Source organism: Candidatus Pelagibacter sp. PS_31 (assembly GCF_059417865.1).
The window spans coordinates 1,273,759-1,295,207 of the sequence record NZ_CM182069.1; the positions used below are offsets into that span (position 1 = coordinate 1,273,759).

Annotated in this window: 21 protein-coding genes; 16 read left to right on the top strand and 5 right to left on the bottom strand. The window is 28.5% G+C overall.

Features of this window, described 5'->3' with window-relative positions; genetic code table 11:
- Position 1: 1 nt before the first annotated feature.
- Entirely contained in the window at positions 2-1,945 is a 1,944-nt protein-coding gene (dnaK, locus tag AC5SLN_RS06760; protein ID WP_494593401.1) for a molecular chaperone DnaK, read from the bottom strand.
- 62 nt (positions 1,946-2,007) lie between these two features.
- Positions 2,008-2,643 (bottom strand): nucleotide exchange factor GrpE, encoded by a 636-nt coding sequence (locus tag AC5SLN_RS06765; RefSeq protein WP_494593403.1) that lies wholly within the window; start codon positions 2,641-2,643, stop codon positions 2,008-2,010.
- Positions 2,644-2,679: 36 nt separating this feature from the next.
- Between AC5SLN_RS06765 and rdgB the strand changes: the two genes are divergently transcribed.
- Positions 2,680-3,282 (top strand): RdgB/HAM1 family non-canonical purine NTP pyrophosphatase, encoded by a 603-nt coding sequence (gene rdgB / locus AC5SLN_RS06770; RefSeq protein WP_494593404.1) that lies wholly within the window; start codon positions 2,680-2,682, stop codon positions 3,280-3,282.
- Here rdgB and AC5SLN_RS06775 read toward each other — a convergent pair.
- Positions 3,266-4,417, bottom strand: a complete 1,152-nt coding sequence (locus AC5SLN_RS06775; protein WP_494593406.1) for an ABC transporter substrate-binding protein — start codon at positions 4,415-4,417, stop codon at positions 3,266-3,268. The genes rdgB and AC5SLN_RS06775 overlap by 17 nt on opposite strands.
- Before the next feature lie 32 nt (positions 4,418-4,449).
- Here AC5SLN_RS06775 and rsmI point away from each other — a divergent pair, with 32 nt between their 5' ends.
- Both rsmI and AC5SLN_RS06785 read left to right on the top strand, forming a co-directional pair.
- A complete protein-coding gene (rsmI, locus tag AC5SLN_RS06780) occupies positions 4,450-5,313 on the top strand; it encodes a 16S rRNA (cytidine(1402)-2'-O)-methyltransferase (protein ID WP_494593408.1) in 864 nt (287 codons plus the stop codon).
- Positions 5,303-5,896: a BON domain-containing protein gene (locus AC5SLN_RS06785; RefSeq protein WP_494593410.1), complete on the top strand. Its 594-nt coding sequence runs from the start codon at positions 5,303-5,305 to the stop codon at positions 5,894-5,896. The genes rsmI and AC5SLN_RS06785 overlap by 11 nt, the downstream gene beginning before the upstream one ends.
- Here the strand turns inward: AC5SLN_RS06785 and AC5SLN_RS06790 are convergent.
- Complete coding sequence (locus AC5SLN_RS06790) at positions 5,893-8,181, bottom strand: NADP-dependent malic enzyme (protein WP_494593412.1); 2,289 nt, start codon at positions 8,179-8,181, stop codon at positions 5,893-5,895. The genes AC5SLN_RS06785 and AC5SLN_RS06790 overlap by 4 nt on opposite strands.
- 50 nt (positions 8,182-8,231) lie before the next feature.
- Here AC5SLN_RS06790 and AC5SLN_RS06795 point away from each other — a divergent pair, with 50 nt between their 5' ends.
- The 5 genes from AC5SLN_RS06795 to AC5SLN_RS06815 are packed head-to-tail and all read left to right on the top strand — an operon-like array spanning position 8,232 to position 12,472.
- Positions 8,232-8,477, top strand: coding sequence for a lipid II flippase MurJ (locus AC5SLN_RS06795; RefSeq protein WP_494593414.1), 246 nt, complete (start codon positions 8,232-8,234; stop codon positions 8,475-8,477).
- A 31-nt stretch (positions 8,478-8,508) separates the two neighbouring features.
- The gene (gene murJ / locus AC5SLN_RS06800) at positions 8,509-9,756 is read left to right on the top strand and encodes a murein biosynthesis integral membrane protein MurJ (RefSeq protein WP_494594203.1); all 1,248 of its coding nucleotides are present in this window, start codon (positions 8,509-8,511) and stop codon (positions 9,754-9,756) included.
- Position 9,757: 1 nt separating this feature from the next.
- Positions 9,758-10,759 carry a tryptophan--tRNA ligase gene (gene trpS, locus AC5SLN_RS06805; protein ID WP_494593416.1) on the top strand — a complete coding sequence of 334 codons (1,002 nt, stop codon included), beginning with the start codon at positions 9,758-9,760 and terminating at the stop codon, positions 10,757-10,759.
- Positions 10,760-10,811: 52 nt separating this feature from the next.
- Positions 10,812-11,354, top strand: a complete 543-nt coding sequence (locus tag AC5SLN_RS06810) for a NifU family protein (protein ID WP_494593417.1) — start codon at positions 10,812-10,814, stop codon at positions 11,352-11,354.
- 2 nt (positions 11,355-11,356) lie between these two features.
- Positions 11,357-12,472 carry a glucosaminidase domain-containing protein gene (locus AC5SLN_RS06815; protein WP_494593419.1) on the top strand — a complete coding sequence of 372 codons (1,116 nt, stop codon included), beginning with the start codon at positions 11,357-11,359 and terminating at the stop codon, positions 12,470-12,472.
- On the opposite strand, the gene AC5SLN_RS06820 is transcribed toward AC5SLN_RS06815, so the two are convergent.
- Positions 12,469-13,467 (bottom strand): polysaccharide deacetylase family protein, encoded by a 999-nt coding sequence (locus AC5SLN_RS06820; protein ID WP_494593420.1) that lies wholly within the window; start codon positions 13,465-13,467, stop codon positions 12,469-12,471. The genes AC5SLN_RS06815 and AC5SLN_RS06820 overlap by 4 nt on opposite strands.
- 7 nt (positions 13,468-13,474) lie before the next feature.
- Between AC5SLN_RS06820 and AC5SLN_RS06825 the strand changes: the two genes are divergently transcribed.
- The 8 genes from AC5SLN_RS06825 (at position 13,475) to nusA (ending at position 21,443) form a co-directional block, all read left to right on the top strand.
- Complete coding sequence (locus AC5SLN_RS06825) at positions 13,475-13,861, top strand: peptidase M22 (RefSeq protein WP_006997526.1); 387 nt, start codon at positions 13,475-13,477, stop codon at positions 13,859-13,861.
- Between the two features lie 8 nt (positions 13,862-13,869).
- Positions 13,870-14,280, top strand: coding sequence for a Fur family transcriptional regulator (locus tag AC5SLN_RS06830; RefSeq protein ID WP_415278291.1), 411 nt, complete (start codon positions 13,870-13,872; stop codon positions 14,278-14,280).
- The gene (gene miaB / locus AC5SLN_RS06835; protein WP_494593422.1) at positions 14,258-15,625 is read left to right on the top strand and encodes a tRNA (N6-isopentenyl adenosine(37)-C2)-methylthiotransferase MiaB; all 1,368 of its coding nucleotides are present in this window, start codon (positions 14,258-14,260) and stop codon (positions 15,623-15,625) included. The genes AC5SLN_RS06830 and miaB overlap by 23 nt, the downstream gene beginning before the upstream one ends.
- Before the next feature lie 2 nt (positions 15,626-15,627).
- Entirely contained in the window at positions 15,628-16,629 is a 1,002-nt protein-coding gene (locus tag AC5SLN_RS06840; RefSeq protein WP_494593424.1) for a PhoH family protein, read from the top strand.
- Positions 16,622-17,083, top strand: coding sequence for an rRNA maturation RNase YbeY (ybeY, locus tag AC5SLN_RS06845; protein ID WP_494593426.1), 462 nt, complete (start codon positions 16,622-16,624; stop codon positions 17,081-17,083). Before AC5SLN_RS06840 ends, ybeY begins: the two co-directional genes overlap by 8 nt.
- A 1-nt stretch (position 17,084) precedes the next feature.
- Positions 17,085-18,629: an apolipoprotein N-acyltransferase gene (lnt, locus tag AC5SLN_RS06850; RefSeq protein WP_494593428.1), complete on the top strand. Its 1,545-nt coding sequence runs from the start codon at positions 17,085-17,087 to the stop codon at positions 18,627-18,629.
- A complete protein-coding gene (gene metK, locus AC5SLN_RS06855) occupies positions 18,622-19,791 on the top strand; it encodes a methionine adenosyltransferase (RefSeq protein WP_006997520.1) in 1,170 nt (389 codons plus the stop codon). The genes lnt and metK overlap by 8 nt, the downstream gene beginning before the upstream one ends.
- A gap of 98 nt (positions 19,792-19,889) precedes the next feature.
- A complete protein-coding gene (gene nusA, locus AC5SLN_RS06860; RefSeq protein WP_026225039.1) occupies positions 19,890-21,443 on the top strand; it encodes a transcription termination factor NusA in 1,554 nt (517 codons plus the stop codon).
- Positions 21,444-21,449 lie beyond the last annotated feature (6 nt).

Here is a 21,449-nt window from a genome sequence, read left to right on the forward strand (position 1 = left end):
CTTAGGCGCTTTTTTCTTTATCTTCTTCTTTGCCTTCTTTGCTTTCTTCTTTAACTTCTTCAAAGTCAGCATCAACTACATTATCGTCTTTTTTTCCTTCATCATTTTTATCACCTTCTTTTGGTGAGCCTTCTTTTTTCTCTTGAGATTTATAAATTGCTTCACCTAATTTCATAGAGGCTTGAACTAAAGTTTCAGTTTTCTTTTTAATTTCTTCGGTATCAGTTCCTTTAATAGCTTCTTTTAAGTTAGTTGAGGCATCTTCAATTGCTTTTTTATCAGCATCAGAAACTTTGGCACCATGCTCTTTTAGATTTTTTTCAGTAGAGTGTAAAAGAGTGTCTGCTTGGTTTCTAACATCAACAGATTCTCTTTTCTTTTTGTCCTCTTCTTTATTTGCTTCAGCATCTTTTACCATTTTTTCAATTTCTTCATCACTTAAGCCACCAGAGGCCTGGATTTGAATTTTTTGTTCTTTTCCAGTCCCTTTATCTTTAGCAGAAACACTCACAATTCCATTTGCATCAATATCAAAAGTTACTTCTATTTGAGGTACTCCTCTTGGAGCAGGTGCAATTCCAACTAGCTCGAAATTTCCTAACATTTTATTGTCAGATGCCATTTCTCTTTCACCTTGAAGCACTCTGATTGATACAGCAGGTTGGTTGTCATCAGCTGTTGAAAATACTTGGCTTTTTTTTGTTGGTATTGTTGTATTTTTTTCAATTAATTTTGTTGAAACCCCGCCTAATGTTTCAATTCCAAGTGATAAAGGTGTTACATCCAAAAGAAGGACATCTTTAACGTCTCCTTGAAGAACACCAGCTTGGATTGCAGCACCCATTGCAACAACTTCATCAGGGTTTACACTTTTATTAGGTTCTTTACCAAAAAAGTTTTTAACTTCAGATAGAACTTTAGGCATTCTTGTCATTCCACCAACCATTACAATTTCATCAATTTCACTTGCAGTAAGCCCTGCATCTTTAAGAGCAGTTTTACATGGTGGTAATGTTCTTGAGATTAAATCTTCAACCAAAGCTTCTAATTTTGCTCTAGTCATTTTTAGATTGATATGTTTTGGACCAGTTTTATCAGCTGTTATAAAGGGTAAATTAACATCTGTTTGTTCTGCAGAAGATAATTCAATTTTTGCTTTTTCAGCAGCCTCTTTTAATCTTTGAAGAGCCAATTTATCTGATCTTAAATCAATTCCAGAATCTTTTTTAAATTCACCAATTAAATAATCAACGATTGTATTGTCAAAGTCTTCACCACCTAAAAATGTATCTCCATTTGTAGATTTAACTTCAAATACACCATCACCCAACTCAAGGATAGAAACATCAAAAGTTCCACCACCTAAGTCATAAACAGCTATTTTTTTATTTTGTTTTTTATCTAAACCGTAAGCAAGAGAAGCGGCTGTTGGTTCGTTAATAATTCTTAAAACTTCAAGGCCAGCAATTTTACCAGCATCTTTTGTTGCCTGTCTTTGAGCATCATTAAAATATGCAGGAACCGTAATTACAGCTTTCGTTACTTCTTGGCCTAAATATTTTTCAGCTGTTTCTTTCATCTTTTGAAGAATAAAAGCTGAAATTTGAGAAGGTGAATATTTTTCCCCTTTAGCCTCAATCCAAGCATCTCCTTTTTCTGAATTCACAATTTTAAAAGGCGCAGCTGCAACATCTTTTTTTACAGTAGGGTCTTCAAAACTTCTTCCAATTAATCTTTTTACGGCAAAAATAGTATTTTCAGGGTTAGTAACAGCTTGTCTTTTTGCAGGTTGACCTACGAGTTTTTCCCCATCCTCAGTAAAAGCTACAACTGAAGGAGTTGTTCTTGCACCCTCAGCATTTTCTAAAACCTTAGGCTGACTACCTTCCATGATAGACACGCATGAATTTGTTGTTCCTAAATCTATTCCTATAATTTTGCTCATAATTTAATTCCTTTCCTTCATATAAGTGTTAATTTTCAATCTACAAGTTCTTACAATTATAATTAATTGTTTGAATTTTCTTTATTTTCCTCACTTTTTTGATCATCTGGAGTCTTAGTTTTTTTTGAAACTCCAACTAATGCTGGTCTTAAAAGTCTATCTTTCATCATAAAACCTTTTTGAATTTCTTGAACTATTGTTCCAGGTTCTTTTTGATCATCATCAATTTCCATCATAGCTTGGTGTTGATTGGGATCCAATTTTTTACCAATAGAAACAACAGGTGTAATTCCATTTTTTGAAAAAATTGACACCATATCTTTACTAATAATTTCAAAATGCTCTAAAGTTTTTTTTAAAGCTTCGGTATCTTTTAATACTTCATCACTTTCTAAAATTTGTTTTGATCTCTCAAGATTATCAATTAAATTTAAAGCTTCTTTTGCAAAAGAAAATCCACCATAATCAAAAGCATCATCTTTTTCTTTTTCAAATCTTCTTCTTTGATTTTCCATTTCAGCAAAAGTTCTGGTAAGCTTATCTTCTAACTCCTTAATTTTTTCTTCAAGTGTAATCTCTTTTGCTTCTTCTGTTTTATCAGCTGAAATTTCTTGTTCTACTTGGTTCTGCTCCTCAGCTTCATTCTCTTTAATTTCTTCATTTTGGTTTTCAGAATTAATGTTTTGATCTTTTTCCATGACAACTTATATGGTATGAAATTTGATAATTGCTAGATGTTAAAGAATAAAATTATAAAATTGTTGGTAGGCACTAATAATAAAGGAAAATTAAGAGAAATTAAGGATTTATTGCCTAAAAATGTTGAAATATACTCTCCACAGGACTTTAAAATAAAAAGCCCTCCTGAAAATGGCAAGACATTTAAGGAAAACTCTTTAATCAAAGCTAAATTTTTTTCTAAAAAATCAAAAATGACATGTCTGTCTGATGACTCAGGTTTAGAAATAGATATTTTAGATGGAGATCCTGGAATTTATTCAGCTAGATGGGGAGGTAAAAAAGGTGATTTTAAAAAAGCAATGTATAGAATTTTTAAGGAGTTAGATAAAAAAGACAAAAATTGGCGAGAGAAAAAAATTAAGGCCAGGTTTATTTGTGCCTTAACCATTTATAGTAAAAATAAAGAAATAATAAATTCTATTGGAAAGATTGAGGGTTTTATTTCACCAGTTATAAAAGGTAAAAATGGTTTTGGTTATGATCCTATTTTCATACCACTTGGAAAAAAAATTACATTTGGTGAAATGAGAGCATCACAGAAATATAAAATAGATCATAGATTTAGAGCTTTTAAAAAAATTAAAAAACTTTTTTAAATTCTCCATCTTCAGCTTTATAAAAATTTAAAATATGATTAATCTTATTGTTTTTAATTTCAAAAACTCCAACCTTTCCTTCAAACAAGGTTTTTTTAGTAAACATTTTTTTATCAATAACAGATTCGTTTTGAAGAATTAAATAATACACAAGCCCAACCAAGTCATAACTTAAAAATGACAATTGACTAGGGTACTGATTATATTTTTCAAAATATTCATTAGAAAATTCATCATAATTATCTTTATTTGCAGAGGGAAAATACAAGGGTTGTGAGCTTGTCTCTTTTAAAAGAGACTCATCAAACCATTGATTAAGAGTAATAAAATATTTTTCTTTAGGAGTTATATCCGTATAAAGCAGGGAAGTTGTTACACTTTTTAAACTTTCATCAAAATCAGAAATTACCACTGAGTCAAATTTTACGCTACCAAGAGTATCTCTTTTTTTTAACCTTTCAATTAAGAACTCTTTATTGCTTTGTTCCGATTTCTCTAGTCTATTTATTTCATCTTCAAGGTTTTGTTTTCTAATTTCATAACGTGTAATTTTTTCAATTTGTTTGGTAAGTTTAGTCGGGTCAGTATTATAAATATAATTTTCTAATATTTTTATTTTAGAATTAGAAATAGCTTTTTCAATTTCATTTTTAAAACTTACATCTGGAGTAAGAAAGATAGTTTTTTTTATTTCGTTTAATTCTATAAACTTCTTAATTGCATTTAGTTGTGAAGTTGCATTAATTCCAGTGTTAATAATGTTTTTAGAAAAATTATCATTTTTATTAGTTAGAGCCAAGAATGTTAATTCATTTAACTCATCTAGGTAAATTAAACTTTCGTTAAAAACTGGACCAACAACAATTTTTATTCCTGAATTAGCTAACTCTCTGGCTGCCCCTAAAGTGACCTCAGGGCTTGACTGTGTATCTTTTGGTATAATCTCAATTGATGCATTGTTTATTGTATTAATTGCAAGACGTGTAGATCTAATTATAGATTGACCAATTTCAGAGTTCTTTCCAGTTAAAGGGACAAGAAGACCAATCCTAATTTTCTCATTTGCCAAGAGTGCTACTGGAGTAATTAAGAAACCAAAAGCTAAAAAAAGTATAATTTTAATAATTTTGTTCATTTTAATGTTATTATTATAACTATTATAATTTGATGATTCTACATACTGAAAATATAAATAATAAAGTTAAAAGTGGTCTTTATATTGTATCTACTCCAATTGGAAACTTAAGCGACATCACTTTAAGAGCCCTAGAAGTATTAAGAAAATCGGATTATGTACTGTGTGAGGATACACGTATTTCAAAAAATTTATTAGAACGGTATGAAATTAAATCAAAACTTATTGCAAATCATAAATTTAATGAAAAAAAAAATTTATCGAAAGTAATTGATATTTTAAAATCAGGATTGGTTGTTTCTTTGATTTCTGACGCTGGAACTCCATCGGTCTCAGATCCAGGGGCTATATTGGTCAATGAATGTGTTATCAACGAAATAGATATCTTCCCAATTCCGGGTGCGTCAGCTGTTTCTTCTGCAGTTTCCATAAGTGGATTTAATGAAAAATATTTTTTTTATGGTTTTTTTCCAGAGAAAAATACCAAATTAAACGAAGATTTCGAAAGACTTGCAAATTTAGAGGGTTGTATTGTTTTTTTTATTTCTCCACGAAAATTCAATAGATCAATAAAAGATTTAAAACGTTACTTTTCAAATAGAAAAATTTTGGTTTGCAGAGAAATGACCAAATTTTATGAGGAATATATAAGAACAGATGTAAAGACACTTGAACCATTTAAATCTGATCCCAAAGGAGAGTTAACAATTGTTATTTCTGAAAAGGTAAAAGAAAAAAATTCATCGATAATGTTAAAAGAATCTGATAAAATGAATATTCAAAAATTAATTAAAAAATTAAGTATAAAAGATATTACAGATTTAATTAGTCAAAATACGAATGTATCAAAAAAAGAAATTTATAATTATTGTCTAAAAATGAAAAATGAAAAATAAAATATTTTTAATAAGTTTGATTTTTTTAATCTTAACAGGATGTGTTGGGATTAGCTCAAAAGGAGTTTTTGGAACAGGTGTTAGTGTTGCGTTTGATCCAAGATCTTTAGGGACTCAAATAGATGATTCTGTGATGCAAAAAAGTTTAGCTGCAAAATTAGCCCTAAGAGACAAGAGCTATATCTTAGCTGTTAACACAAAAGTTTTAGATGGAAAAATATTTGTAACAGGAAAAGTAGATGATCCTGAAGAAAAACTTCAAATTACTAAACTTGCATGGGAAACAAAAGGTGCAAGGTCAGTTAAAAACGATATTAAAATAAAAGAAGATTTTAATTTCAAACAATCAGCTAAAGATTTGTTAATTACATCCCAACTTCGTACTGCTTTAATATTTAACAAAAAAATTAAAGCAACCAATTATCAAATTGACACTTATAAGAAAAAAATATTTATTTATGGGATTTCTTTAACCGCAGAAGAAAGAAAAGAAGTAATAAATGAAGCAAAAGAAATACTAGATGTAGAAGATGTTATTGCAAGTATTGTCTTGGTTGAAGATTTAAGAATTCAAAAAAATTAACTTTTTTTATAATTAATTACATCAGCAGAGTAGGCAGCAACTGATGCTAAATTTATGATTTCTGAAGTAGATGACCTTAAAGGAGCTATTTCAATGGGTTGACCCAATCCAATTAATAGAGGACCAATAACTTTTGTCTCACCTAAGCTTTTCATCATTTTATAAGAAATAGCAGCACTGTGTTGGCCCGGCATTATTAATATATTTGCATTTCCTACAATACTTGAGAAAGGATATAATTCTTTGTATTCTTCATTTAAGGCAACATCTGGTTGCATGTCTCCATCAAAATCAAAATCTACATTTTTATCTTTTAAAATTTCAACAGCTTTTTTTATATGTTTAGTTCTACTTGTTAGAGGTTGACCAAAAGTAGAGTGAGAAACAAAAGCAACTTTTGGAACAAAGCCAAACATTTTAACTACTCTAGCGGATGAAATTGCAATCTCTGCAAGCTCCTCTGAACTTGGATATTCATTTACACTCGTGTCTCCAACAAAAATAGTTTTTCCTTTAGCAACAACCATATTTAATCCAAACATGATTTCACCTGGTCTAGCATCTACAACTTGTGTAACTTTATCAAAAGAAGCTCCAAATCTTCTAGTATTTCCAGTGACAGCACCATCTGCATCACCACAAGCAACCATACAAGATGCCCATATAACCCTATCATTTCTAACTAATCTATCACAATCTCTTTCCAAAAGACCTTTCTCTCTTTGCAATTTTTCAAATAAAAAGTTTACGTACTTCTCTCTTTTTGTTGTGTCTTCAGAATTAACTATTTCGATATCAAAATTTTCATTGTAGCCAATTTCTTTTATTCTTTCTTTAATTTTATTTTTTTTACCAATTAAAATTGGTGTACCTAATTTAGAATTTTTAAATGCAATTGCCGCCTTAAGAGTGTTTTCGTCTTCTCCATCTGCAAAAACAATTCTCTTTTGATTTTTTTTGATGTGAGAGTTAATACCTTGCATAATAGTTACTGAGGGATCTAGCCTTTGTTTGAGTTGGTCTCTATAAGCCTCAAAATCTTTTATAGGTTTTTTTGCAACACCACTATCCATAGCAGCTTTTGCAACAGCTGCAGGAATTACACTAATCAGTCTTGGATCAAACGTGGATGGAATTATATAATCTTTTCCATATTTAGGACGATCTCCTCCCATTGCGGCAACAACTTCATCTGGAACATCTTCTCTTGCTAATTTTGCAATTGCGTTTGCAGCTGCAACCTTCATTTCCTCATTAATAGTTGTAGCTCTTACGTCTAATGCTCCTCTAAAAATATAAGGAAAACCAATTAAATTGTTTACTTGGTTGGGATAATCAGATCTTCCAGTAGCAATAATGACATCATCTCTAACTTCCATTATTTCTTCAGGTGTTATTTCAGGATCAGGATTTGCGCAGGCAAAAATTATTGGGTTCTTAGCCATAGTTTTTACTAACTCTTTTTTCAAAGCTCCTTTGGCAGATAATCCTAAAAATACGTCAGCTCCATTTATAGCTTCTTCTAAAGTTCTTTTTTTAGTTTCTACTGCATGGGCAGATTTCCACTGGTCCATCCCCTCAGTTCTACCTCTATAGACCACCCCTTTACGATCAAGCATGATTACATTTTCACTAGGTACACCAGTATTTTTAAACAAATTTGTACAAGCAATTGCTGATGCACCTGCTCCATTTACAACAACTTTAATGTCTTTTATTGATTTACCACTAATATCTAGAGCGTTAATTAATGCAGCTGTAGTTATAATTGCTGTTCCATGTTGATCGTCATGAAAAACTGGAATATCTAAAATTTCTTTTAATTTTTCTTCAATTATAAAACAATCAGGAGCTGCGATATCTTCTAAGTTAATACCACCAAAACTGCATGCAAAGTTTTTAATACTATTAATAATTTCATCGGACTCTTGAGAGTCAATTTCTAAGTCAATAGAATCTATATCGGCAAATCTTTTAAATAAAACTGCCTTTCCTTCCATGACAGGTTTAGATGCAAGTGCTCCTAAATTACCCATTCCTAAAATAGCTGATCCATTACTTATCACTGCAACTAAATTTCCTTTAGATGTATAATCGTATGCTGTCTCTGGATCGTCAGCGATTGCTTGAACTGGAACTGCAACACCAGGAGAATAAGCTAATGCCAAATCTCTCTTAGTTGTCATTGGTTTTGAAGAATTTATTTCTATTTTTCCTGGCTTATTTAAGCTGTGAAATTCTAGAGCTTCTTTATCAGTATAATGATCTATTTTAGTTTTTTTCATTTATGTTAATTAGATATACAAATGGAGCAAATTTAAGACTAATATGATTTATGAACCTTATTAAGTCAACAAGCACGTTTAGCTTTTTTACAATAATTAGTAGGTTACTGGGCTATTTAAGAGATATTTTAATAGCAGTATTCCTTGGAACTGGAATTTTGGCAGATGCTTTCTTTGTGGCGTTTAGAATTCCCAATACTTTTAGAAGATTATTTTCTGAAGGAACTTTTAATGCAGCTTTTGTTCCAAGCTACTCATCATTATTGAATAAAAAAAAAAGCACAAAATTTTGCTAATAGTATTTTTAATCTACTCACCCTAGGTCTAATAGTTTTAGTTCTGATTGTAGAGATATTGATGCCTTTATTTGTTTATCTAATTGCACCAGGTTTTGAAGGCGATTATGATAAAATGGAACTAGCTATAACCTTAACAAGAATAACTTTCCCATTTTTAATTTTTATAAGTTTAGCATCATTTTTTTCTGCAATTTTAAATTCACATAATAAATTTGCAATAGCGTCTGCTGCTCCAATTATTTTAAATATACTTTTAATTGGAGTTTTGTTATTTGCAAAAATATTAGACGATAATCTTGTTTATTATTTATCTTATGCTGTAACTATTTCAGGTGCTGTACAATTTATTTTTCTATACTTTTTTGTAAAAAAAAATTTTTCACCAAAGATTAAATTTAAAATTAACATTGATAAAAAAATTAAAAACTTTTTTAAAAAATTATTACCTAGTATTTTTTCATCAGGTGTTACTCAAATAAATATTTTAGTAGGAACAATTATTGCATCTTTTCAAGCTGGTGCAGTTTCTTACCTTTATTATGCTGACAGAGTTTATCAAATAAATTTAGCCATTGCTGGAATTGCAATTGGTACAGTTATTTTACCTCAACTATCCAAATATGTTAAAAGTCAAAATAAAGATAAAATAAACTTAATTCAAAATAAAGCTTTAGAACTTAGTCTATTCTTGAGTATCCCAGCAACAGTTGCATTATTAATTGCCTCAGAAGAAATTATTTCTTCATTATTCGGCTATGGTTCTTTTGATGAGTTAAGTGTTAAGAATTCAGCAAAAGCTCTATTCTATTTTGCAATTGGTTTGCCTGCTTTTTCATTAATAAAAGTTTTTTCGACATTTTTTTTTGCAAGACATAATACAAAAATACCGTTTTATATTTCATTATTATCTGTTTTATTAAATGTATTTATAAGTGTTATCTTTTTTAAACAAATTGGTTTTATAATCATACCAATCGCAACTACCATTTCATCTTGGTTTAATGCATTGCTATTGTTCATATTTTTAAAAAAAGAAAGTTTTTTCAATTTTAATCTTATTTTTATAGATAGATTAATTAAAATTTTAACAACATCAGTGATTATGGGAATATTTTTTAATTATATAATTTATTTTTTTAATAATGAATTGTCCTATCAAGAAAATTTTAAAGTGATCTATTTAATGGGTGCTGTTATTGCTGGTCTTATATTTTATTTTTTCATTGCAGTTTTAATCAAGGCTTTTAAAAGATCGGATATTAATTTAAACTATTGATATGATTAAAAAAATTTTTTCTGGAGTACAACCTACTGGTAACCTACATTTAGGAAACTATCTTGGAGCAATTAAAAATTTTGTAAAACTCCAAAATGAAAAAGAAAATGAGTGTATTTTTTGTGTAGTTGATCTTCATGCAATTACAGTAAAACAAGACCCTAAGGAACTAAAAAAGAATATAAGAGAAACTGCAGCAACATTTATTGCAAGTGGAATAAATCCTAACAAAAGTATAATTTTTAATCAATCAATGGTTTCAGCTCACTCTGAAGCCGCATGGATATTAAGTTGTGTTTCAAGAATTGGCTGGCTTAATAGAATGACTCAGTTTAAGGAAAAAGCTGGAAAAGATAAGGAAAAAGCTAGTATTGGCCTTTACTCCTATCCGGTATTAATGGCTGCCGATATCCTGTTGTATGACGCAACTCATGTTCCTGTTGGTGATGATCAAAAACAACACTTAGAACTTTGTAGAGATATAGCACAAAAATTTAATAACGATTTTAATGCAACAGATTTTTTAAAAGTTCCAGAGCCCTTAATACAGAAAGAGTTCTCTAGAATAATGAGTCTTAAAGATGGTTTAAAAAAAATGAGCAAATCAGATCCTTCAGACTTGAGTAGAATTAATCTTACAGATAATAGCGAAGAGATTTTAAATAAAATTAAAAAAGCAAAAACGGATCCTTTGCCACTTCCTTCAGATATTAAAGATTTAAACGTAAGACCAGAAGCTGAAAATTTATTAGGGATCTATTCAAGTTTAAAAAATCAAAATTTAGAAAAATCTATTATTGAATTTAAAGGAAAAAATTTTTCAGAGTTTAAGGAGAAGTTATCAGAGACTTTAATTAAAACTATTGACCCAATCTCAAAAGAAATAAAAAAATTATTAAATGATGAAGGTTATTTAGATAAAATTCTTTTAGAAGGTTCTAATAAAGCTAATAAAATTGCTTCAAAAAAAATAAAAGAAATTAAAGATTTAGTAGGTTTTTAATAAGATTATATTAATTAGTTTAAATTTTCTCAGTAATCATTATATATAAAAGATGTTTATTCAAACTGAAGTAACACCAAATCCAAATTCACTAAAGTTTTTGCCTGGAAAAACAGTTTCCAATAATGGCTCATTTGAAGTGATAAAAAAAGAAGAAACTGATAATGAATTAGTAAGAAATATTTTATCAATTAATGGGGTAACAGGCGTATTTTTAGGAAAAGATTTTATATCTGTAAATAAAAATGAAGAAGTAAATTGGGAAGATATTAAACATATAGCTATTTCACTGATTAATGATTTTTATTCTACAGGAAAAGAATTTGTAATTGCCAATGAGTTACTTGGAGAAAAAAAAGAGAAACACACTGAAATCGAAAAGCAAATTATAAGTATCTTAGAATCAAAGATTAGACCTGCTGTTGCAAAAGATGGTGGTGATATTAAATTTAAAGAATTTAAAGATGGAATTGTTAAGGTAGAATTACAGGGAAGCTGCTCTGGTTGTCCCAGCTCGACAATGACCTTAAAACAAGGAGTACAAAATCTTTTGTGTCACTATTTGCCTGAGGTTAAAGAAGTGGTTGCAATATAGTTATGAGAAAAAAAATATTTATTAGAAAAAAACTTACATCGTTTTTTGAAACTGCAAAAGATTTAAAAAAAAAAAATAAACTAAATGCACAAAAAAGTGCACTAGACAATCTTTCAAGAACTTTTTTATCAAGTTTAATCATTATATCAATTTTTTTTATAGCTCCATTAGCCATTAATCTTACAAAAGAAAAAATGATATTTTCTAAGGACTATCAAAATAATTCAAAGAATAATTTAAAAAAATTCTTAGAAAATAAAACAACAAAACTAGATGAACAATTAAATAAAAAGTTTTTATATGAAGATGTGTTAACATTCGATGAGGAGCCGTCAGATGCCATACTATTAAGTGCTGCAACAATTGAAGAACTTTTTAAATTAACAAATTATAATTTGAAAGATGTTAGAGAAAATAAATTAGTAAAACCTATAAATTTAGATCTATTACCAAAAGAAATTGGAAAAATAGAAAATACTAAAAAAAGAAAAGACTTATTCATTCAGATAATTTTGCCTTTAATCATTGATGAAAATAATAGTATTAAACTAGATAGAATAAAGCTCTTTAGTATTTTAAATAAAAGCAAAAATACAAAGACAGAGCAAGAGTGGTTAAACATAAAATTTAAACAATATGGAGTTGTAAATAAAGATTTATCAACATTGAAAATTAGAATGGATGAAGTGCCTGTTTCAATGGCAATTGCACAAGCTGCAAAGGAAACAGGGTGGGGAACATCAAGGTTTGCTCAGGAGGGAAATGCATTGTTTGGTCAGTGGACGTGGAGTGGTGAAGGAATAAAACCAGCTGATGCCGAAAATGATAGTACACATAAAGTTATGAGATTTAAGGTTTTGCAGGCGTCCGTAAAAGCTTATCAAAGAAATTTGAATACACACTCGTCTTATAAAGATTTTAGAAGTGCAAGAGCAGAATTGAGAGATGAAGGAAAAGAATTAGACAGTATGATTCTTACCGAATATTTAGATAAATATGCGGAGACAGGAAAAGAGTATGTTAAAATTTTACAACAAATTATTAGACAAAATGATTTAACTGATTTTGATGATGCAAAGTTATTACCATCTAGCAAAGATTTAGAAAGTTTAATTTAATTTTGTTTAACTGAAAATTGAACGCCGAACCATCTCCATATTCCATCATCATTAAGTGAACAATTAACTCTACCTCTTCTGAATGTAAATTTTTCTCTAAAATTTATGTTTAGTATATTTTTATTAAAAGTAATATTTGACCTATCCCATCCACTACCCTCATCAGAGAAACAATTAATATTTTCTATATTTTTTTGATTTTCAAAAAATTCAACAGATAGTTTTGGTGGATTATTATTGATAATATACTTGTCTTCAGGGTTTAAAGATTTGTATGGAAGTGGACCAAGATCAATCAAAAATTTGAATCTTTCTAAGTCACCATATTTTTCATTAATTGGGAATCTGGGTAATTCATGAGGATCTTTATTAATATCAATGACACCAGAATGTTGACCAAAAGCAAAATCAAAATTTTTGGAAATAAAATCTTTAATAGTTTTGCTATACTCACCAAATGGGTATGAAAAAAAAATTGGGTTATAGCCTAAGTTCTGATTAAAAATTTCAATTGAAGTATTAATATCAGCCAAAAAATTTTTTGTTTCTAGATCAACTAGGTAATTATGAGAATGTGAATGATTGCCAATGTAAGCATATGGCTCTTTTTCTACTTCTTGTATTTGTTGCCAACTCATATAGCCAGTTTTACCTACGGTTTCAGTTGAAACAAATAAAATAAAAGGAATTTTCTCTTTCTTCAAATATGGCCACGCAATTTTATAAAAAGATAAGAACGCATCATCTACAGTGATAAGTATTTCTTTTTTATTTTTTGGAAAATTAAATTCTTTTTGTAAATATTGTGGATCAAAAAATTTATAATTTGAGGTATTGATTATAGACATTTGTTCTTTAAAAATGTCCATTTGTATATTTGTTGAAGGATACTTATTTTCATCAAATCGGTGATACATCAAAGAAAGAATGCCACTATCTTCAGAATAATATTTGATATTATTTTCTTCTGCTTTAGAATTGATAGCAAATAACATTATTATAATGAAAAATTTAATAGTAGATGCCACAAGAGATAAAATTTTTTTAACACTCATAGTTAGTGAAAATATTTATACTTGTACTCATGAAAATAGTAAAATTAATTTTGAAAAATTAATGATCTTAATTAATGATTTTTTAAAGGTAAATTCCTCTACTTTAGATCAAATTGATATTATCTATGTTAACAGAGGACCCGGTAGTTTTGCAGGAATTAGAAATTCATTAGCGACGATTAAAGCTTTATTTCTTACAAAAAAAATCAATTACTATTGTTTTAGTTTTGAAGATTTTAAAGGATTTAAAGAAGTTAAATATGAAGAAGTTCCTAGTTTATGTGAAAAATTTAAAATTAAAAAGAATTTGATTAATCCTATTTATTTAAGTTAAAATTAAAAATGTCAGAAAATATTGAACAAAAATGCTTAGCTAAAGGAGTTAAACTTACCGATCAAAGAAAAATTATTGCAAAAGTAATGTCAGAGTCGAATGATCATCCAGATGTAGATGAACTTTATAATAGAGTTTCAAAGATTGATCCAAAAATAAGTATTGCCACAGTATATAGAACAGTAAAACTTTTTGAGGAGTCTGGAATTTTAGCTAAACATGATTTTAAAGGAGGTAAAGCTAGATACGAAGAATTAAATGAGGGACATCATGATCATTTAATTGATGTTAAATCAGGAGAAATTATTGAATTTGTAGATGAAGAGATAGAAAAGCTACAAGAAAAAATTGCTGATAAATACGGTTATCGATTAGTTGATCACAAATTAGAATTATATGGGGTTAAAAAAAAGCCCTAACATAATGGTAAAAAAAATTTTTATTAAAACTTTTGGTTGTCAAATGAATGAATACGATTCAAATCGTATATTTGATACTGTTAAAAAAATTGGCTTTGAAAAAACTGAAAAATATGAGGATGCAAATTGTTATCTTTTAAACACCTGTCATATTCGTGATAAAGCAAAAGAAAAGGTTTACCATGAAATAGGAAGAGTTAAAAAAATTTTTAGAGAGAAAAAAAAACCAATTGTAATTGTTGCTGGTTGTGTCGCTCAAGCTGAAAATCAAGAAATGTTAAAAAGAGAACCTTATATTGATATTGTAATTGGTCCACAGTCTTACCATAAAATAAATGAAGCAATATTAAATCATTTAAAAAATAAAAAAAAAGAGGAAGAAACAGAATTTGATACAATTTCTAAATTTAATTATTTAAGTCAGATTAAAAATAAAGACAGTAAAGTCTCTTCATTTTTAACAATCCAAGAAGGTTGTGATAAATTCTGTCATTTTTGTGTAGTGCCTTATACTCGTGGACCAGAATACTCCAGACCTTTTGACCAAATCATAAATGAAGCAAAAGAATTGGTTCAAAGTGGTGCAAAAGAAATTATCTTGTTAGGTCAAAATGTAAACGCATACAGTTATGATGAGGAAGGTAAAGAATATAGACTATCAGATTTGCTAATCAAACTTGATAGCTTTGATAAACTTGAAAGAATTCGATACACAACATCTCATCCTAAGGATATGACAGATGATTTGATTAACGTTTATAAGACATCATCTAAACTGATGCCCCTTGTACATTTACCAGTACAAAGTGGATCAAATAAAATTTTAAATCTAATGAATAGAAAACACACCATTGAAGAATACCTGCTAGTTTATGAAAAATTAATGAAGATTAACCCAAAAATTGAGTTTTCTAGTGATTTTATTATCGGATACCCAGAAGAAGATGAACAAGATTTTAAAATGACAATGGAACTAATTGAAAAAATAAAATTTATCAACTCTTATTCGTTTATTTTTAGTCCAAGACCAGGAACCGTTGCTGCAAATTTAACACTCGTGGATCAAAAAAAATCTAAACAAAGATTAGAGATAATTCAGGAGAAATTATTTAATAACCAAACACAAAAAAATAAATCTCTAGAAAATAAAATTTTAAATGTTCTAGTAGAAAATAAAATGAAAGACGGGATTAAGTTATTTGGAAGAACAGAATATATGACATCAGTAATTTTTGATGGCAATATAGAAAATATTGGAAAACTTGTGCAAGTCGAAATAACAAGTAGTAATCAAAATAGTCTTTTTGGAAAATTAACTGAAAGCTCTAAAAAAAAGGTAGCTTAAAATTGAATAATACAGTTTCAAAAAAAATTAATTCAATATTAAAATTTGTATACTCTGATAATAACTCTTTAAGCGTTATTTTTCATGATAATGATTTATTAATGGGAGTTGTTGGTGAGTTTAATGAAAATTTAAAAGAACTTGAAAAAATTACTAATACAAATCTTTATTCAAGGGGAAATTCTATTTTAATAAAATCAACGCCAGAACAAAACGAAATTACAAAAAATGCTATTCAATTTCTTGCAAATCAATTTATTAATAATGGTAGTATTGAGAAAAAAGATATAATCTCATCTATAGATAAATTTATGATTGAAGAAAAAGTAAAAAATCAAAATGTTTCTGACATAATTAAAACACCAAAAAAATCTGTTATCCCTAGATCAGAGAGGCAAAAAGAATATGTTAGAGCTTTAAGACAAAGTGATATTGTCATATCCGCAGGACCTGCAGGGACAGGTAAAACTTTTTTAGCAGTAGCAGTTGGATTAACTATGTTGCTTGATAAAAAGATTGAAAGAATTATTCTATCAAGACCAGCAGTAGAAGCTGGTGAGAGACTTGGTTTTTTACCAGGAGATATGAAAGAGAAAGTAGATCCTTATTTAAGGCCTCTATATGATTCTCTCTATGATTTATTTGATTTTGAAAAAATACAGAGAATGATTGAAATTGGTGATATTGAAATAGCACCACTTGCTTTCATGAGAGGAAGAACGTTAAAGAATTCTTTTGCAATTTTAGATGAAGCCCAAAATGCAACAGATACTCAAATTAAGATGTTTTTAACACGTATAGGTGAGAATTCTAAAATTGTTATAAATGGTGATCCTTCTCAAATAGATCTACCAAATAAAAACATGTCAGGCCTAAGTAGATCTAAGAAATTACTTGGACATTTAAAAGAAATTTCAGTTGTAGATTTTGATCATTCAGATGTGGTGAGACATCCTTTGGTATCTAAGATTGTAAAAGCATACTCTGACCAAGAAAATGATTAAAATTGATGTAGTTTCGGAGTGCACTCTCTGGAGCAAAAAAATCAAAAGAAATAAAACTTTTTTTAATTCTATTCTAAAATTTTTTCCAAAAAAATATAAATTTATAGGTAAAAAAATAAATCTAACAATTTTACTTTCAAATAATAAGAATATTAAAAAACTAAATAAAGATTTTAGAAATAAAAATAAACCTACAGATGTATTATCATTTCCATTTGAAAAAAAATTTAACCCAAAAAAATCAAATTATCTTGGTGATATAATAATTAGCTATGAGTTTATGAATAAACCAAAAAATATAAGCATTTTAGAGTTTAAACAAAAAGTCATTAAAATTTTTATTCATGGATTTCTTCATTTATTAGGACACGATCATATAAAACTAAAAGACTTTCAAAAAATGATCAAAGAAGAAGATTTAATTTATAAATTCATTAAAACAAAAGTTGCTTAACTTGCTTAAAAAAAATTTTTTAAATATATTATATGTATTTTTTTTAGGTGCTATCAGCTCTTACAGCTTGCCACCTTATAATTATTTTATAATTAATTTTTTTACTTTTTCGTTATTCTTTATTTTTCTTTTTACACAAAAAAAAACTAATCCAAATAATAAATCTTTCTTTAAATATGGATGGTTTTTTGGTTTTGGTTATTTTTTATGTAGTTTATATTGGATTGCAATTTCTTTAACTTTTGATGAAAGCTTTAAATTTTTAATACCAATAGCTATAGTTTTATTTCCTACTTTTCTTGCAATATTTTATGGATTTATAACTTATTTGTTTTCTGTCTTTTATTCTAGAGATGTTGTTAGTACATTTTTTATTTTTTCAATTTTATTTGGATCTATTGAATTTATTAGAGGGTCCATTCTTACTGGTTTTCCATGGAATTTAATTGCTTTTAGTTTTTCAGAAAATATTTATTTTATTCAAATTCTTTCAGTAATTGGGACTTATTCTTTCAATTTAATTTGTATATCTTTGTTTACTGTTCCAGCTGTATTTATCTTAAGAAAAACCAGAAAAGAAATTATTGTCTGTTTTTTCTTTATAATAATTTCTGTAGGTTTTTTAGTTTTTGGCAATTTAAAATATAATCAATTTAATACTACAGCTGATATTAAAAATAATTTTACAATTAGAGCTGTATCACCCAATATTAGTTTAGACCGATTTTATTCAAAGCAGGATGAATTAAAGATAATACAAGAACTAATTACCTTGAGTAATCCAGAAAAAAAAGAACCAATGATTTTTTTATGGCCTGAAGGAATTATTCCAGACAGTTATTTAAGAGATATGGATATATATAAGGAATTATTTTCAAATAGTTTTTCGAGTGATGATTTAATTATCATGGGTCTAAATAGTGAAAAAATTAAAAATAGTGAAAATTTATTTTTTAATTCAATGGCGATTTTTAACAATAAATTGGATTTAATTCATAGTTATAACAAAAATAATTTAGTGCCATTTGGAGAGTTTACTCCATTTGAATCAGTACTTAGTTTAATAGGACTTAAAACAGTAACCAATGATTACCAATCTTTTTCAAAAGGTGAGAACCAAAAAGCACTTTTAATAAAAAGTGACAAGATAGAATTAAAATTACTTCCCTTAATTTGTTATGAAATTATTTATTCAAATAGATTATTTAAAGACAAAAACTTTGATTATATAATTAATATTTCAGAAGATGGGTGGTTTGGAAATTCTATTGGCCCAAAACAACATTTTGCACACAGTATCTTTAGATCCATTGAAAGTGGAAAATATGTAATTAGATCAGCAAACAATGGAATATCTGCCATTGTTAATCCAATAGGTATTATAGAAAAAAAAGTTGAGTTTGGCACTACTGGTTATGTTGATTTTAAAGAGAGTAAAATCCTTAAATCTACACCTTATATGAATTATGGGGATAAGATATTTTTTATACTTATTTTATTATATATTTTTTTAATTTTTTCATTTAAGAAAATTATACATGAGTAATTTAAAAAATTTTTTATTTACAAGCGAGTCTGTTTCTGAAGGACATCCAGACAAAGTGTCAGATCGTATTTCTGATATGGTTGTGGATAGCTTTCTTTCAGGTGATCCTTTTTCAAGAGTAGCATGTGAAACTTTAACAACTACAAATAAAGTTGTTTTAGCTGGAGAAGTAAGAGGACCGAGCATCAAAGAAGAAGATCTTATTCAAAAAGTAAGAGAATGCATCAAGGATATTGGGTACGATCAAGATGGTTTTACTTGGAGAGAAGCTACAAAAATAGAAAGCCACCTTCATGCACAATCTGCTGATATAGCCATGGGTGTGGACTCATCAAGTAATAAAGATGAGGGAGCGGGTGACCAAGGAATAATGTTTGGTTATGCTTGTAATGAAACTGAAGAATTAATGCCAGCACCGATTCATTATTCTCATAAGATTTTGAGATTAATGGCGGAAGATCGAAAATCTGGAAAATTAAAAAATATTGAGCCAGATTCAAAAAGTCAAGTCACGTTTGAGTATGTAGATGGAAAACCAACCAAAGTAAAATCAGTTGTTATATCTTCACAGCACTCAGCAGATGTAGATCAAGCTAAAGTTAGAGAATTATTAAAACCTTATTTATTAAAATCAATTCCAGAAAAGTTTTTGAAAGATTTTAATGAAGAAGAATTATATATAAACCCAACTGGAAATTTTGTAATTGGTGGCCCAGATGGGGATTGTGGCTTAACAGGTAGAAAAATTATTGTAGATACTTATGGTGGAGCAGCACCTCATGGTGGAGGAGCTTTCTCTGGTAAAGATCCAACTAAAGTTGATAGATCAGCTGCTTATGCAGCAAGATATATTGCTAAAAACATTGTTGCATCTAACATCGCTGAAAAATGTTTAATTCAACTAGCATACGCAATTGGAGTTTCTAAACCTTTATCAATTTATGTAGATTTATTTGATAATGATTTAGAAAAAAATAAATTTGTAACAGAAAAGATCTCAGAAAATTTTGATTTAAGCCCAAGAGGTATAAGAGAAATGCTTGGCTTAAATAAACCTATTTATGAAAAAACAGCGGCTTATGGTCATTTTGGAAGAGTGCCTGAAGCTAACGGCTCATTTTCATGGGAAAAAACTGATAAAAAAGACGTTTTTTCTAAATAGTTGCTATTGAATTAAAAAAAAATCTTTATATATTGCCCTTACATTATTGAAATTACAGAATGGGCTTTAGCCCATTTTTTTTTGGAGCTAATAAACTTATGTTAAATAGAAGATCAGATAAATTAGAATTATTAAGAATTGCTGAAGCAGTTGCTTTAGAAAAGTCTATAGATAAAGAATTAATTATAGATTCCATGGAAACTGGAATTGCAAAAGCTGCCAAATCAAAATTTGGACAGGACAATGAAATTAAAGTTTTAATAGACAGAGAAAGTGGCGATATTGGAATTTTCAGAAAATTAATTGTTGTAGAAAAGCCAGAAAATACAAATACAGAAATTAATCTTCAAGATGCAATCATTTTAAATGAAGTCAACAAAGATAAAAAAATTGGTGACGAAATTTTACAACCGCTTCCCTCTTTTGATTTCGGAAGAATAGCTGCGCAAACAGCAAAACAAGTTATTAGTTTTAATGTAAGAGAGGCAGAACGAGAAAGACAATACAATGATTTTATAGATAAAAAAGACTCAATTCTAAGTGGAATTGTTAAACGTCTAGAGTTTGGAAATGTGATAGTTGATTTAGGTAGAACTGAAGCAATTATTCAAAAAAATGAAATGATCCCTAGAGAAAACATTAAAGCTGGAGATAGAGTTAAAGCTTACTGTTATGATGTTAAAAGAGAAGCTAGAGGACAACAAATATTTTTATCAAGAGCACATCCAAAATTTATGGAAAAATTATTTGTTCAAGAGGTTCCTGAAATTTATGATGGTTTAATTGAAATCAAATCATCAGCAAGAGATCCTGGAAGTAGAGCAAAAATCTGTGTTAAAGCAGTTGATACCTCATTAGATCCAGTAGGAGCTTGTGTTGGAATGAGAGGATCAAGAGTTCAAGCAGTGGTTAACGAATTACAAGGTGAAAAAATTGATATTGTTAATTGGTCTGAAGATCCAGCAATAGTAGTTTCAAATGCATTGTCACCAGCTGAAGTTCAAAGAGTAAACGTTGATAGTGTTGCAAAAAAATTAGATGTAATTTTAACAGAAGAAAATTTAAGTAAAGCAATTGGTCGTAGAGGTCAAAACGTAAGACTTGCTACTAAATTATTAAATTACGAAATTAATATAATGACTGATGCAGAAGATTCAGAAAGAAGACAATCTGAATTTAAAGAAAAAACCGAAAACTTTGTTAAAAACTTAGAGCTGGACGAAACATTAGGACAATTACTTGTTGCTGAAGGTTTTTCTTCAATCTCAGATATTAAAGATAGTTCACCAGAAAATTTAATGAAAATTGAAGGTATAGAGGAAGACACTGCTAAGGCTTTGATTGAAAGAGCAAAAGAGTTTTACCAAAAAGATCAAGAAGATATTACTCAAAGAATTAAAGATTTGGGACTTCAAGATGATCTTATAAATCACAAAGGACTGACCCCTGGAATGTTAGTTACTTTAGGAGAGCAAAAGATTCTAAAATTAGAAGATTTTGCAGACCTTGCCTCTGATGAATTAACAGGTGGTTATGATGTTGTGAAAGGTGAAAGAATTAAGATTCAAGGATACCTTGAAGATTTTGCTTTATCAAAAACAGAAGCGGATGAATTAATTATGTCTGCAAGAAGCATAATTTACAAAGATTGAGTAATG